At 34.9% G+C, this 15229-nt stretch carries 15 protein-coding genes; 11 read left to right on the top strand and 4 right to left on the bottom strand.

From position 1 onward, the window contains the following. Positions 1-142: 142 nt before the first annotated feature. The 3 genes from B5X55_RS12330 to B5X55_RS12320 all read left to right on the top strand — a co-directional run bounded on the left by B5X55_RS12330 (position 143) and on the right by B5X55_RS12320 (position 3574). Positions 143-526 (top strand): hypothetical protein, encoded by a 384-nt coding sequence (locus B5X55_RS12330; protein WP_079512934.1) that lies wholly within the window; start codon positions 143-145, stop codon positions 524-526. 2 nt (positions 527-528) lie between these two features. Beyond that, positions 529-2064, top strand: coding sequence for a GMC oxidoreductase (locus B5X55_RS12325; RefSeq protein WP_159447544.1), 1536 nt, complete (start codon positions 529-531; stop codon positions 2062-2064). Positions 2065-2353: 289 nt separating this feature from the next. Further along, the gene (locus B5X55_RS12320) at positions 2354-3574 is read left to right on the top strand and encodes a PQQ-dependent sugar dehydrogenase (RefSeq protein WP_079512932.1); all 1221 of its coding nucleotides are present in this window, start codon (positions 2354-2356) and stop codon (positions 3572-3574) included. Positions 3575-3774: 200 nt separating this feature from the next. Here the strand turns inward: B5X55_RS12320 and B5X55_RS12315 are convergent, their stop codons facing one another. From B5X55_RS12315 to B5X55_RS12305, 3 genes are all read right to left on the bottom strand, one after another. Next, the gene (locus B5X55_RS12315; protein WP_079512931.1) at positions 3775-4761 is read right to left on the bottom strand and encodes an SDR family oxidoreductase; all 987 of its coding nucleotides are present in this window, start codon (positions 4759-4761) and stop codon (positions 3775-3777) included. A 55-nt stretch (positions 4762-4816) separates the two neighbouring features. Next, positions 4817-5197 (bottom strand): glyoxalase superfamily protein, encoded by a 381-nt coding sequence (locus B5X55_RS12310; RefSeq protein WP_079512930.1) that lies wholly within the window; start codon positions 5195-5197, stop codon positions 4817-4819. Positions 5198-5295: 98 nt separating this feature from the next. Beyond that, a complete protein-coding gene (locus tag B5X55_RS12305; RefSeq protein WP_079512929.1) occupies positions 5296-5496 on the bottom strand; it encodes a hypothetical protein in 201 nt (66 codons plus the stop codon). 165 nt (positions 5497-5661) lie between these two features. Between B5X55_RS12305 and B5X55_RS12300 the strand changes: the two genes are divergently transcribed. From B5X55_RS12300 to B5X55_RS12285, 4 genes are all read left to right on the top strand, one after another. Further along, positions 5662-7689, top strand: coding sequence for a S9 family peptidase (locus B5X55_RS12300; protein WP_079512928.1), 2028 nt, complete (start codon positions 5662-5664; stop codon positions 7687-7689). After that, a complete protein-coding gene (locus B5X55_RS12295; protein WP_234999730.1) occupies positions 7679-8536 on the top strand; it encodes an endonuclease/exonuclease/phosphatase family protein in 858 nt (285 codons plus the stop codon). Before B5X55_RS12300 ends, B5X55_RS12295 begins: the two co-directional genes overlap by 11 nt. Before the next feature lie 51 nt (positions 8537-8587). Beyond that, on the top strand, positions 8588-9196 hold the full coding sequence (locus B5X55_RS12290; RefSeq protein WP_079512927.1) for an FMN-binding negative transcriptional regulator: 609 nt from the start codon (positions 8588-8590) through the stop codon (positions 9194-9196). Between the two features lie 382 nt (positions 9197-9578). After that, positions 9579-10073, top strand: a complete 495-nt coding sequence (locus B5X55_RS12285; RefSeq protein ID WP_079512926.1) for a CIA30 family protein — start codon at positions 9579-9581, stop codon at positions 10071-10073. A 49-nt stretch (positions 10074-10122) separates the two neighbouring features. Here B5X55_RS12285 and B5X55_RS12280 read toward each other — a convergent pair whose 3' ends face one another. Next, positions 10123-11175, bottom strand: a complete 1053-nt coding sequence (locus B5X55_RS12280; protein WP_079512925.1) for an NAD(P)-dependent alcohol dehydrogenase — start codon at positions 11173-11175, stop codon at positions 10123-10125. A gap of 237 nt (positions 11176-11412) precedes the next feature. Between B5X55_RS12280 and B5X55_RS12275 the strand changes: the two genes are divergently transcribed. The 4 genes from B5X55_RS12275 to B5X55_RS12260 all read left to right on the top strand — a co-directional run bounded on the left by B5X55_RS12275 (position 11413) and on the right by B5X55_RS12260 (position 15091). Next, positions 11413-11919, top strand: coding sequence for a DoxX family membrane protein (locus tag B5X55_RS12275; RefSeq protein WP_079512924.1), 507 nt, complete (start codon positions 11413-11415; stop codon positions 11917-11919). Further along, positions 11907-12107: a DUF2141 domain-containing protein gene (locus B5X55_RS19025; RefSeq protein ID WP_079512923.1), complete on the top strand. Its 201-nt coding sequence runs from the start codon at positions 11907-11909 to the stop codon at positions 12105-12107. Before B5X55_RS12275 ends, B5X55_RS19025 begins: the two co-directional genes overlap by 13 nt. Positions 12108-12287: 180 nt before the next feature. Next, positions 12288-14258, top strand: a complete 1971-nt coding sequence (locus B5X55_RS12265) for an adenylate/guanylate cyclase domain-containing protein (protein WP_079512922.1) — start codon at positions 12288-12290, stop codon at positions 14256-14258. Between the two features lie 227 nt (positions 14259-14485). Beyond that, complete coding sequence (locus B5X55_RS12260; RefSeq protein WP_079512921.1) at positions 14486-15091, top strand: HD domain-containing protein; 606 nt, start codon at positions 14486-14488, stop codon at positions 15089-15091. Positions 15092-15229: the final 138 nt, after the last annotated feature.

The following is a 15229-nucleotide window of genomic DNA, read 5'->3' as shown; positions in this document are numbered from 1 at the left end:
ATTGGTTATTGGAATCCTACTGAAATTAAACAGTCTTTGCAAGCTGCAGAGCTTATGACAGAAAAGAATACTATGTGATAATTTATATTAATCAACACATTTGACCGAATTTAAAACATCAAACCAACAAAAAAATTGATACATGAAAAGAAGAAGTTTTGTTCTAGTAGCAGGAATTGGGATTTCAGTAATCGCAATTCCAACTTGCTATTATATATATGGAAAGACAGAATTGGAGACATCACTAAACAGTCCTGAATTATTATCCTATATATGTGATGACAAAACTATTAATGATATTGGCAGTTTATATCGTAAGGAATTTTCAGATGAAAACAGTGAACAAAAACTTTTAGAACTTTTATTTAATCATGGTTCCACTACCCCTGATCCAAATAACGAACTATTAAATAAACAAATTATTGATGATTACCATACAGAAAATACAATAATGATAGATGGCTGGGTCTTATCTAGGACAGAAGCTCGCCAATGTGCTCTTTTTTCATTATCCCAAAAGAACTAATCATGCATATAGACGCAAGAGAATTAGAAAATAACTCAATTATTGAGGGTGATATTTGCATAGTGGGCGCAGGAGCTGCAGGAATAAGTATAGCTTTGGATTGGATGGATTCTCCTTATAAAGTAATCTTACTTGAAGGAGGCGGATTTGAATATGATGACAAAGTTCAAGAACTTTATGCTGGGAAGACAACTGGCCAAAAATACTTTCCGCTAAAATCTGCCCGACTTCATTATTTTGGTGGCACCACAGGTCATTGGGCTGGCATGTGTGCCCCTTTTGATCCAATTGATTTTAAAAAACGGGATTGGGTACCAAATAGTGGTTGGCCAATCTCCAAAAAAGATCTTGATCCATTTTATGCAAAAGCAAATAAAATTCTAAAACTGGGACCTTATAATTATGAATACGAATATTGGTATAACAAACTACCAAACTTAACTGCTTTCCCTCTTGACGACAAAGTAGTCTGGAACAAAATATGGCAATATAGTCAGGCGCGATACGGGGACTTATATAAAAAGGATATTGTCGAATCAAAAAATATTCACCTTTACACATATGCAAATGCGGTTGATATCAAAGCTGATGACAACATATCTAACGTTAAAGAAGTAATTGTCAAAAACTATGCAGGAAAAACACATAAAGTAAAAGCAAAACACTTTGTCATGGCATGTGGAACTATTCAGAATGCTCGTATGCTACTGGCTTCAAACTCGCAAGCACCTCAGGGTTTGGGTAATGATAATGATTTAGTGGGTAGATATTTTCAGGAACATTTAGAAGTAGCTTCTGCAGAATTGTGGTTGGTGAAACCATTTTCTACGAATTTATATTCGTGGGAATACGGAGTAACAAAGGCAAGCGCAGAGTTGGCAATCACCGAAGAAATACAGACCAAAGAAAAAATACTAAACGGGACAGCCTCCCTTACCCCTCTTAGTTTGGCCAAATATCAAAAACCTAGAATGGAAACCTGGCAAAACAGTGACCCACGAAAAAGTTTAGAAAATATGTTTGCCAACTGGGGCGAAGCTGCAGAAAAAGCCAAAGTAGAAAAAGGAAACATTGAACGAGCCTTTCAACTTAATACAAGAATAGAGCAAGCTCCCAATCCAAGTTCTAGAATTACACTTGGAGGGGAAAAAGATGAACTTGGTGTACGGAGGGCAAACTTACACTGGGAACTTACCGCCTTAGATAAATATAGTGTTCGCAAAATTTATCAAATTCTTGGGCAACAATTAGGCATTGCAGGGATAGGCAGAATAAGACTCAATGAATTTCTGAGGGATCCAAATGACAATACGTTCCCTGATAGCACCAACGGAGGATGGCATCATATGGGTACCACAAGAATGGCAAATGACCCAAAGAAAGGAGTTGTAGATTCCAATTGTCAGGTTCATGGCATCTCAAATTTATTTATTGCCGGGGCAGCATGTTACCCAACTTCAGGGGCACCTAATCCAACCCTTACCTTGACCGCATTATCACTTAGACTATCAGACTATTTAAAAAACAAAATGATATAAAATCGTCATCAGAAAAAATTTCAGTGAATCATTTGAAGTGGTTACACTGCTGTAAATAAAACAAGAATATTACAAAACATTGTACTACTCGATAATTATGGCTATTTGGTTTTAAGGTTTGTTTATGACCAATGTTTTAATCTCACACTAAGTTAATAGGTGTTTCTATAATTAGGGATGCTCAATGTTAGTAATCCTCTGGAGTACCAAGAAATACGTAGCAATAAAACTTTGTATTGTTCCGAAGAGTTGACTTATTTGTATAAGGTAACCACTTTAAAACACCAAGATGAAAATCAAACTAATCTACTTAACACTTGCACTTGTTTTTTTAAGCTGTAATCAGGCCAAGAAAAAAACTTCAACACAAGAAAACGTCAAAACTTCCAATTCAAATTCAATTCGGCTTGAATTACTTACAGATGCATTGAAGAATCCTATTCAAATGAGTATTCCCAATGATAATACACATCGCAAGTTCTTGACAAATCGTGGCGGTCAGATATGGATATTAGAAAATAAAACGGTCTTACCCATACCTTTCCTTCAATTAAACACAGCGCAAGATTCCCTTGGGCTAGAGGGGCCAGAAGGAATAGGAACCATTAATGGAATGGCTTTTCACCCACAGTTTAGCACTAATTACAAATTTTACGTGTGCTATAATGCGGCACCTTCTATTGCTAACGATCCAATAAAACTTGTTATTTCAGAGTTTTTGGTAGATGAGGATAACCCAAACCTAACAAATAAAGAAAGTGAAATAAGGATTCTTGAAGTTGAAGGAGAAAACATTGCAAATAATGGGGGCAAAATTGCTTTTGGGCCAGATGGTTATCTGTATATATCTATTGGTGATGATGCCATAGGAGATGAAAACTATGTTCATCATGCCCAAGACTTGAATCATTTCAATGGAAAAATATTACGTATCAATGTAAATACATTGCCTTATAGCATACCATCAGATAATCCTTTTGCAGGCATATCCGATGCTAAGCCCGAAATATGGGCCTATGGTCTACGTAAAATGTGGCGGTATACCTTTGATCCAAAATCAAAACAACTATTTGGTGCCGATGTGGGCGAAGGGCAACAAGAAGAAATAAATATTGTTACAAAAGGTGCTAATCTTGGTTGGCCCTATATGGAAGGAGAAAGTGTTTATATGGAAGATAACAGTATTCATAAAAGCGGTTTTAAAATGCCTATCAATACCTACTCCCATGAGGATGGAGTTTGCATTATAGGTGGTAACTTCTATTATGGAAAAGAGAATCCTTATTTACAAAACAAGCTTGTATTTGGCGATTTTAGAGGTAGTATTTTTTCGCTCACCAAAGAAACCAATGGAAAATGGACTAGGGAGCTTTTGGAAATTCAAAACAAACTAGATGATGTATTTCTAATTTGTGGTTTTGATACCGATGAAGAAAATGAACTCTATGTAATGGGATTTTCGAATACAAATGTAGGACCTAAAGGTGCCATTTATAAAATTATGCACTAGCTTAAACTAGTAAGTTGGTCAACAACGAATTCTGAAATTATAACGTACTGAAAGTACAGGATTATTTAAAATTGATAGTTGACCATTTTTCCTTACTATTCCTTTTTACTGAAAGTCACCAAGTTTTTATATATTATTTCAAAGAAATTATCTATTAAAAATGAAATATTATTCCTAAAAATATTTCTCAAAATTTTAGGTTAAGAAAGCGAACGATATGCCTTAAGTACATTCTCTATTTTAACCTCTTTCTCCTCATCAATATTCTGACGCTCCGGATTTTCTTGTAACCATTTAATGGTTCTCTTAATTCCTTCGGAAAAAGGAATTGTAGCTTTAAAACCTGGTACGAAGGTTTTAATTTTGGTATTATCGAATAAAACACTTTCTGCTTTATCCGCCAATAATGTACCCGTAAATGAAGGTTCTACTTTGCAAATAAAATCTGAAGCAATATGAACGACTTTAGCTCCTTTACCCAAAGCATCCGCCAGAATCTTATATATCATATTCCAGCTCAGAACCTCGTCGGAGGTAATATGAAAAGCATGCCCAATGGCCGTTGTCAGTCCTAATAAGCCAACAAAGCCCTTGGCGAAATCATCTGAGTGCGTTACTGTCCAAAGCGAAGTACCATCGCCATGAACAATAATTTCTTTCCCATCTAAAATTCGTTGCGCAGTATTATATGTATTAAACCCACCTATTGCAATCGGTATTACTGTATCATAGGTCAATGAAGGACGAACAATGGTTATTGGAAAACCTTCTTCACGATAGGCTTTTTGCAAACGGTCTTCACATTGTATTTTTCCTTGAGAGTAATCCCATAAATTATTACAAAGTGGTGTAGATTCCGTAATTACAGGATAACTCAATGGAGTTTGATAGCACGAAGCGGAACTTATAAAAATATATTGTTTGGTCTTACCCTTAAACAATTCAATATCACGCTCAATATCATCGGGTGTAAATGCTATCCAGTTGACAACCACATCCCATTTGTGCTTTTTAAGCTCAGTCAATTCTTCTGGCTTATTGATATCACCAATAATAGAATGTGCTCCTTCAATATCAACTTTGGCTTTCCCCCTATTCAGTACATATAAATCCATTCCTTTAGCTACTGCCAACCTACTACTTGGTGTGCTAATGTTACCTGTTCCTCCTATAAATAATACTTTCATTTTAATAATTTAATAATTCAATCAATTGAATATCAATTAATTATAATCACTAACCTTAAACATCCGTGTAAAATGTTAATCCGTTTTTAAACGGATCGTAAAAGGCAAATTCTTTGGTTCCCCAAGCTGTTTCCCTCAGTAAGGTATGCGGATTAAAGATATCTTTTTCTCCATACTCTCGAAACAAAGATTCAATATTTTGGGTAACAATACGCAACATGGGACGGTCAATTTCTACCTCCCATTCCTTAGCATCATGCCATTGTAAATGTATTTCTATGGCATCTTTTATTACTCCCGCATACTTGGGGTTTTTAGCATCATCGGCAAAAGCAATTCTGAACCCCAATCGGTTAACATAAAAGTCAAGAGCCTCAACAACATCCCAAACGGGAAGCACTGGATGTATTTGATGTAGATACCCTCTAACTTCCATGCCTCAAAAATACGAAAGGCCATACATATTGATAGCCCATATGAAATAATTAAGGCTTAGGTTAATAGGCTATCGATACTGTTAAATTCATGCTTAACCTATTTTTTACCTCCAACCAACGATACGGCTAACGCAATTATACCCAAAACTATAGTAATATAGGCATTGGTATTATCTTGTTCCTCCACTTTGACTATCCCAAGATCTAAGGACGCCTCGGGCATTATAAGCGTGTAAATTCCATAAATTAACAAAACTACACCCACAATAAGAAGAATTGATTTTACCTGCTTGTTCATGATTATTTGATTTTGTTGTTGACCGTTAAGGTAGCTAAAATAGTATTTCAAAAACAGTAGCCCTTACCAATAAACAAATTTGAGTTATTTACTATTATTAAGCCTACAGTTTAACTCATTACAATTCATTTATGTAATTTCATATTATAACCAAAAAAGCAAACAATGAAGATAAAACTACTCTTACCTATTCTCCTTTTTGTTTCAATCCCTCTTTTCTCACAGAACAAAAGCACCTTAGAACTAACGGATATTTTTGATATGGAATTTGTATCTGACCCTCAGATATCGCCAGATGGAAGTAAAATTATCTATGTTCGGAATTTTAAGGACATTATGACCGACAAAAATTTATCGAACCTTTGGATAGTAAATTATGATGGTTCGCAAAACAGACCATTGACCACCGGCAACCAAAACGACGACTACCCACGCTGGTCTCATGATGGTAAAAAAATCATTTTTAAATCGAATAAATCTGATGATAAAATGAAATTGTATCTCATGTGGATGGATACTAAGGAAATTGCTCCATTAACAAATACACCAAAAGCACCAGGCGCCGTAAGTTGGTCTAATGATGACCGTTATTTGGCTTTCACCATGTTCGTACCAGAAGCAGAAGAGTCGATTGTTAAGCTACCGGCTAAGCCTGAAGGTGCAAAATGGAATACTCCCCCTACTTACATCGACAAATTGAATTATAGAGGTGATGGACAAGGATATATAAAAGGCGGTCACGACCAAATTTTTACTTTATCCATTGATGGCGGCACACCAAAACAACTGACCACAACAACATTTGACCACGGCGCACCTGTTTGGTCTAAAAATGACCAAACATTATACTTCTCAGCTAATTTTAATCCTGATGAAGCTTTTGAGCCAGCAAATAGTGAAGTATATACCTTGAACATTGCAACAGCAGAAGTTTCACCGTTAACTACTAGATATGGTCCTGATGGTTCGCCAGCGGTTTCTCCTGATGGTAAAATGATTGCTTACACGGGCAATGACGACAGATTACAGGGATATCAAATTACGGAATTGTACGTAATGAATACTGATGGTTCAAACAGCAAATTACTATCTGGAAATTTTGATAGAGACATTGCCAATGCACAATGGTCAAATGATGGTAAAGGTCTTTACTTTCAATATGATACCGAAGGTGCTACCAAAATAGGCCATATCACCTTAGACGGAAAAGTTACTACCCTAGTAGAAGGTCTTGGCGGGTTGTCTTTAGGTAGACCATACAATGCGGGTGATTTTACTGTTTCAAAAAATTCAAGATTTGCATATACACTAGGCAACACGCAGCACCCTTCTGATTTAGGTGTTGCCGATAAGAAAGTTTCTAAACGTTTGACCTTTGTAAATGATGATCTTTTCTCTTTTAGAGATTTAGGTAAAACTGAAGAAATTTGGTGGAAGTCTTCTTATGACCAAAAAGACATTCAGGGTTGGGTGGTTACCCCTCCTAATTTTGATCCTTCAAAAAAATATCCGTTCATTCTTGAAATACATGGAGGCCCCTTTACCAGTTATGGTTCTGTTTACAGTGCTGAAATTCAAGCGTATGCAGCTGCAGGTTATGTTGTATTATATAGCAACCCAAGAGGAAGCACAAGTTACGGAGCTGAATTCGGAAACTTAATTCACCATGATTACCCTAATCACGATTATGACGATTTAATGAGTGGCGTAGATGCCGTTATTGAAAAAGGCTACGTAGATACCAATAACCTATTTGTTACTGGTGGTAGTGGCGGCGGAGTACTAACAGCATGGATTGTTGGCAAAACAGACCGATTTAAAGCTGCCGTTGTAGCCAAGCCAGTTATTAACTGGACAAGCTTTGTACTGTATGCAGATGGTGCAGCATTCTTTTCTAAATATTGGTTCGGTAAAAAACCATGGGAAGACCCAGAAAACTACTTTAGGCGTTCACCGCTATCTTACGTGGGCAATGTGACCACCCCAACTATGCTACTAACAGGTGAAGAGGATTACAGAACACCAATCGCTGAATCTGAACAATTCTATACTGCTTTAAAATTAGAAGGTGTAGAAACTGCTATGGTGCGTATACCAGGAGCAGGTCATGGCATTGCCAATAGACCAAGTAATCTAGTCGCAAAAATCGCAAGTGTTTTGGCTTGGTTCGAAAAATATAAAGATGTCAAATAATAATATGAAAGCATACAAACTAACAATTATTTTAGGACTATTTATTGGCTTCGCGAACGTTCAAGGTCAAGACATATCGGTATTGACCTATAATATTAAATGGGACAATACCAACGATACCGTTAATAACTGGAACGATAGAAAAGAAGCTATGGTAAGTTTACTAAAACATTACCAACCCGGCATCATAGGCATGCAAGAAGTAGTGAACGGGCAACTGAACTATTTAGTTGCGAATTTGCCGAATTTTGCTTCTGTTGGCGTGGGCCGGGAAGATGGAAAAGAAAAAGGTGAGTACTCCCCTATACTTTATGACACTGAACTGCTAAAGTCACTAGAGAATGCAACATATTGGTTGTCAGATACACCGGATAAAATTTCTGTTGGTTGGGATGCGGCCTTGGAACGTATCTGTACCTATGCACTTTTCGAAGACCTGAAAACAAAAAAACAATTTTGGGTATTCAATACTCATTTTGACCATATGGGGGTTTTAGCTCGTGAAAAATCGGCAGCGCTAATCGTTTCTAAAATCAAAGAACTAAATACAGAAAATTTACCTGTTGTACTTATGGGTGATTTGAATTTGAAGCCTGATGAAAATCCCATTCAATTTTTAAAGAAAGAATTGGTTGATGGTCAATCAATAACTCAAAAAACTTTTTACGGCCCTACGGGAACTTTCAATGGTTTTGAACACGACAGAAATCTAACCGATCGTATCGACTATATCTTTGTGCAAAATTTTGCTGTAGAAAGCTATATTCATATTGATGACCGCATGGAGAACAACAAACATATTTCGGATCACTTACCGGTTTTCGCTAAACTCATTATTAAAAATTAGCTTCGAAATTGGTATTCAAACAAAATAAATAAAGCATAAAAATTTCGACAGATGTTTATACCAGAACACTACAAAAATATAGACCTACATGAAATTCATAGCTTCATAAAAAACAACAGCTTTGGTATTTTAATTAATACTATTGAAGGCAAACCTTGGGGTACACATATACCCTTAGAATTGGGAAAGAATAAAAATGGCAAAAATGTTTTAGTAGGACATATTGCAAAAGCCAACCTACAAAGTAAAAACTTGGTTGATGGTGATGAAGTCTTATGCATTTTCAATGGTCCGCATAGTTATATTTCCTCATCATGGTATCAGAAAGAGGAAGTCCCTACTTGGAACTATGTTGCTGTTCATGTTTATGGAACAGTCAAAATTCAAACGGCCGAAGAATTAATGCAATCATTACATGAATTGGTTGACAAGTATGAACAAAACTCAGAACACCCTATTTCAATAAATGATTTGTCTAAAAAGACCATGAGGCAAGTTACTGGCATTATTGGGTTTGAGATTAGTATTAACGACATACAAGCGGTTAACAAACTATCACAAGGCAGAAGTCATGACCACCCAAAAATAATAGAGGAATTAGAAAAGCAGGGGTCTTCTGAAAAAGCGGTTGCAAAAGAGATGAAAAAACTTAATAAATAGATTGAGGCCTTAATTCCAGTAAAAAAATTAATCGACTAACTGCATACTAGCTTCATAATTAAATTTTAAAAAAAAAAAGACTTCAAACACCTGTAAATCAATTGAATATATAATAAACTTAGATTTTCAATAAAAAATAAAACCTACCCGAATTTACAACGTAAATAGGGTAATCTTTAAACTCGATAAAGATGATTTATATACTATTGTGTTATGCATGACCTTTGTTAGCGTTCTTTTAGCGATTTCTTATTTCGCTAATAATGCTTTAAAAAATGATTTTAATTCGAACAAGCTAAAATAATTTCGTTTTAGATATCTTTTGATGAAATCAATCATTTAATTTTAAGTATTGAATATTACTACATTTTATTAAATAACTATGACCGAAGCTAAAACCATTTATAACTTTTCTAAATCTTCTAAGATTGACGAATGGAAAATTGTTAACGATGAAGTTATGGGCGGAATGTCATTGGGTATAATTCAAATAAACTCAGAAGGTAGTGGAGTTTTTAGCGGCCATGTTTCACTGGATAATAATGGCGGATTTTGTTTAGTACGACACGATTTAGATTGTATTGTAGTGGAGGACTATTCTTCTTTTGAAATTCGAATGAAAGGAGATGGTAAAAAGTACCAGTTCCGTTGTAAATCAAGTGACCATCAACGCCATTCATATATTTATACCTTTTCTAGCGGGAAAGATTGGAAAGTTATTACAATTCCGTTTAAGAAAATGGAACCCTACTTTAGAGGCGACTCTTTAAAAATGCCGAATTACCAAGGTGATTTTCTTGCGCAAGTGGCCATTTTAATTGGAAATAACAAAGAAGAAGATTTTAGCCTCGAAGTAGACTATATAAAACTAAAATAAGAAGAGCCCTTTAAAAGGGCTCTTTAATCATTATTTCGATAGTATTTTCTTAACTCTCTTTCAAAGATTTCATGTCAATTACAAATCTGTATTTCACATCAGATTTTTTCAGCCTGTCGTAAGCCTCATTAATATTTTGGATATCAATCATTTCTATATCAGAAACAACATTATGTTCGCCACAAAAATCTAACATTTCTTGAGTCTCTTTTATACCACCAATTAATGAACCGGCAATACTCTTTCTACCCATAATTAAACTTCCTCCATGTAATGGGTCTAAAGGTTCAACTGCACCAACAATCACCATTGTTGAATCCCTTTTCAACAATGCCGCATACGGATTCATATCATGACCAACCGGAATCGTGTTTAAAAGAAAATCGAAAGAGCCTGCATGCTTTTTCATTTGGTCAGCGTCTTTAGAAATCAATACTTCATCTGCACCCAATTTTTTAGCATCTTCACTTTTAGATGGTGATGTAGTAATCATAACCGTATGCGCACCCATGGCATGCGCAAACTTAATTCCCATATGACCTAAACCGCCTAAGCCAATTACACCTACCTTATCCCCTTTTTTAACACCCCAATGGGTTAATGGAGAATATGTGGTTATACCTGCACATAATAATGGCGCAGCTGCTTTAGGATCTAAATTTTCCGGTACTTTTAAAACAAATTCTTTATTTACGGTAACGCTTTCAGAATATCCCCCAAACGTATGTCCACCAGAATGCTTGTCTTTACTATTATAAGTAAACGTTGCTCCATTTTCACAAAACTGTTCTAAATTATCTTTACAGGCACTACAAGTCTGACAAGAATCAACTAAACAGCCAACACCTACTAAGTCTCCTACTTTAAATTTCGAAACACCTTTTCCAACCTCTAATACTTTCCCAATAATCTCGTGCCCCGGTACAACAGGATATACAGAATTTTTCCAATCATTTTTTACCTGATGCAAATCGCTATGGCAAACACCACAATAAAGTATATCTATTTTAACATCATCTTCTAAAGTTGCCCTACGTTCTATTTCGTATGGTTTTAAATCAGCTTCCTTTGAATCTGCTGCATATGCTTTAATCTTTTTCATATTTTTTTCCTTTGTTAACTGCCTTAAAATTACAATAAAGAATAGCTTTCTTCTACTATATTACTGCTTTAACCCAATTTTAACTAAGCCTTATACTTTGTGATTATTAGAGCAAAAATAAATTTTAATTAGCTCATTAATTATACAAAAAGCAAAGTTTTGAAAATTTGGTTAAAAGTGATATTTATCATTATCCGATTCTGATAAAAATTTTAAGTTTAAGTATTAATTAAACCAATGAACCAAATTCTTCTACCTCTTAAAAAGCTAATTATTCCATTTAGGGTAGATGAGTTAATGCCTAATGTTTTAATTTTAATACCTAGAGTACTCACAGGATATTTACTTTCTTTTGTATTTGCTGTCAATAAATTTGGTACACCTTGGACCCCAAAATTGATGGGACTTGAATTATTTGAAGTCTCAGATTGGTTTATTAAATTGGTAGAACAGTTCGGGCCACCATTTTCTCAAATACCAGAATTGTTTGCTTGGTCTGCCGGTTTTACAGAGGCTTTAGGCGGCATTCTTTTAATTTTAGGATTAAATACTAGAATTACCGCGTTCTTTATAACTACCACCATGTTCGTCACGATAGTTTTTAGACTCTGGGATGTATCTTGGAATATTATACCCACATTTATTTTCTTTTGTCTTGGTCTATTTTTTATGGGATTTGGCTCTGGTAAATTTGGTCTAGATTATGTTTTAACTAGAAGAAATCCAATCCAATTACATTTTTAAAAGTTATAAGCTACAACTCAGTCTTACATGATGCAAATGACAATCTGAAGATCGATTTTGAAGTGAACGGTAAACCGATTGAAAATTATACCATGAGCAATAATCCTATGCTTATGGGACCACCAAGGTTTGAAGATGTGAAGTTCATTGTTGGCCATGAAGGTTTGGCGCTGAATATTAGATTTTAAAGCTTATTGGTGTAAATTTAAATTCTTGTGAAGCATATAAATTATTCAACTGATATAGGCATAAACTGCTAGTATCTTTTTTTGATATATTTTTTATTCACTGCTTAAAATCAAGTGATTATATTTACTTTTAAATAAAAATATCCTTTTCATTGAATTTTAAAGGCTTATCTAATAAATATGGGATTAAGGAAATTTTACGTTTTTAGCCTTTTGTCATTGTTCTTCTACACGGTCGAAATAATTGCACAAGACCAACAAATAGATAGTCTTAAATCTATAATCAAAGAGAACAAAAAGGATACCACTAACGTGAATGCCTTGTTGGATATTTCAAACATCCTTTCCAAATCGGACACATTAGAATCAAAAAATTATGCCCTAAAGGCAATTGACCTGGCGGAAGAATTGGATTACAAAAAAGGGCAAGCTTATGGGTATAAAAATTTAGGCTTGCTACTATATGCCAAAGGTGAACTAAATAAAGAATTGGTTGATTATTGGAAAAAATCCTTAGAACTCTTTCAAGATATAGGTTTTAAAAATGGCATAAGCAACCTTCAAAATAATTTGGGCAGTGTGTATCAAACCAAGGGGGATGATCCTACTGCATTAGACTATTTTTTAAAATCCGTTAGACTGGCGGAAGAAATAAAAGACTCCTTACGTATCAGCACGGCCTATCTTAATATTGGCAGTGTGTACTCCAATGAAAAAGCAACCTACGCGCAAGCTCTGGAAGCCTATAATAAAGCAAAAAAAATATTCGAGGAAATCAATTATAGGGATGGCGTGGCTTATGCGGCAATAAATATTGCGGAAATATACCTTAATACCAATAATCCAGAGGCAGCGCTTCAGGTTCTGGATGAATCCATGATTCTTTTTGATGAAAATGACGCTGATCTGGCCAACAGTATAATCATGGTAGGAAAAGCATATGAAGATATGGGTAAACTAAAAATTGCCGAAAAAAAATATTTGGCTGCAATTGCATTGGCTAAAACCAATGATGCCAAAATGGAGGCTTCCAAAGCATATATTCGTTTAGGCGATATGTACAGAACAATAGACGAGCCTTCTAAAGCCCTTGAACAGTACGAGAATGCTCTGGAATTAACCAAAACGACAAAGGTTTTTCGGGATAAAAAAGATATTTATGAGGGTTTGGCTAAGGTCTACGCTCAACTTGGTGATTATCAAAATGCATTTAACTATCAAAATCAATTTTCTGCAATCAGTGACACAATTAGAAATGATGACTACGAAGATACACTCGGTAATTTAAGATTTCAGTTTGATGTTGAGAACAAGGAAAAAGAAATTGAATTATTGAATGCCGAAAATGAAGTTAAAGAGATTGGACTGGAAAGAGCGGCCATTTCTAAAAAATACTTTTATGCAGTTGCCGCTTTATTATTTGCAATTGCTTTTGGTGCACTCATGCAATATCGATTTGTGAAAAAGTCAAATAAAAAATTAGCATATGAGCGTAATAAAGCAGAAAGTATACTGCTTAATATATTGCCCGCAGAAACCGCTGAAGAGCTAAAATTGAACGGTACAGTAAAGGCTAGGGAATTTGAAAAGGTAACCGTCCTTTTTACCGATTTCAAGGCGTTCTCAAAGGTAGCGGAAGAAATACCGGCCGATAAGTTAGTACAGAGTGTAGATTACTATTTCAAGGAGTTCGATAAAATCATAGAAAAACATGGTTTGGAGAAAATTAAGACCATCGGAGATGCCTACATGTGTGCCGGAGGTTTACCTACCAAAAATGACACCAATGCAGTAGATGCTTTCAATGCGGCAACTGAAATTTTGAAATTTGTTGAACGTACCTGGATGAACCCACCAAAAGATATACATCCTTTTGAAATTCGTATCGGTATCAACACGGGCCCCGTAGTTGCAGGAGTGGTCGGCACCAAAAAGTTTCAATATGATATATGGGGGAGTACCGTAAATGTAGCTGCACGAATGGAATCGAGTTCGATCCCAGGTAAAATTAATGTTTCAGAAAACACCTATAATTTATTAAAGGATAAAATAGATTTCACCTATAGGGGAATTATAACCGTTAAGAATTCACAAAAACTGAAAATGTATTTCGTAGGAAAAGAAGTGACGGAAAATGTAATTGCTAGTTAAAGACCAGAAACTAGCCTTTAACTATAAAAAAATGTTTAAAATTGTAGAATATAAATAAGGGTTTTTCTTACTAAAAGAAATAATGTAAGTTGAAACCCATTTGAAAATTTGAGAAAAGGATAGAACTATATTGACTGCTTATTTTTCAAATCATTTTCAAATACAATATTTTAAGTAATTTTTTGTTTAATTAATTGAATATAAATTTTTTCACTTTACAGTAGCCGATGAAATTGCACAACGAAAAGGCATATCCTAAACTTTGTTTGCTACTACTGTCCACTTTGGAGAAAAGTCTACCAAATCATTTAACCTATCATACCTTGGAACATACGATTGATGTAGCCAATGTTTGTGATGCATATATTAAGCATTATAATATAGATGAAAATGATGCTAAACTTATTCGTGTTGCGGCCATAGGTCATGACTTTGGTTATATCATCTCACCTATTGAGCATGAAGAAAGAAGTATTAAAAACCTATCCCATATTTTGAGGGATATGTTAACTCCAGAAGAAATAGAAGTAGTAAATGGTATGATTCGTGCCACCAAAGTTCCCCAGGTTCCTACCACTTTTATGGAGAAAATAGTTGCCGACGCCGATTTGGATTATTTGGGAAGAGCTGACTATGATTTGCTTAGTGGTGGTCTATACAAAGAGTTCCAATATTATGATATTGTAAATAATCAGAAGGATTGGTTAGACCTTCAAATAAAATTTCTTGAAAATCACAAATTCCATACTCCTTTTGCCCAAGAGTTTAGAAAACCATTGAAGCTTCAAAAATTAAAAGAATTAAAAGAAAAACGTCAGGCTTTAGTAAGCTAACCAACTCACTAACACCCAGCTATATGTGGGTTTTTCTTACTTATTCTCCAATTTAAAATTTTGGTGAAATACCTTTTTCATCGACGAACTACTTTTAAGGTCATTTTTTAAGGTCATATCACTTTATTTCCTGCATTT

This window comes from Maribacter arcticus, assembly GCF_900167935.1.
Taxonomy (GTDB): domain Bacteria; phylum Bacteroidota; class Bacteroidia; order Flavobacteriales; family Flavobacteriaceae; genus Maribacter; species Maribacter arcticus.
Note: the sequence above shows the minus strand (reverse complement) of the source record. Positions and strands in the feature narration are given on the sequence as shown.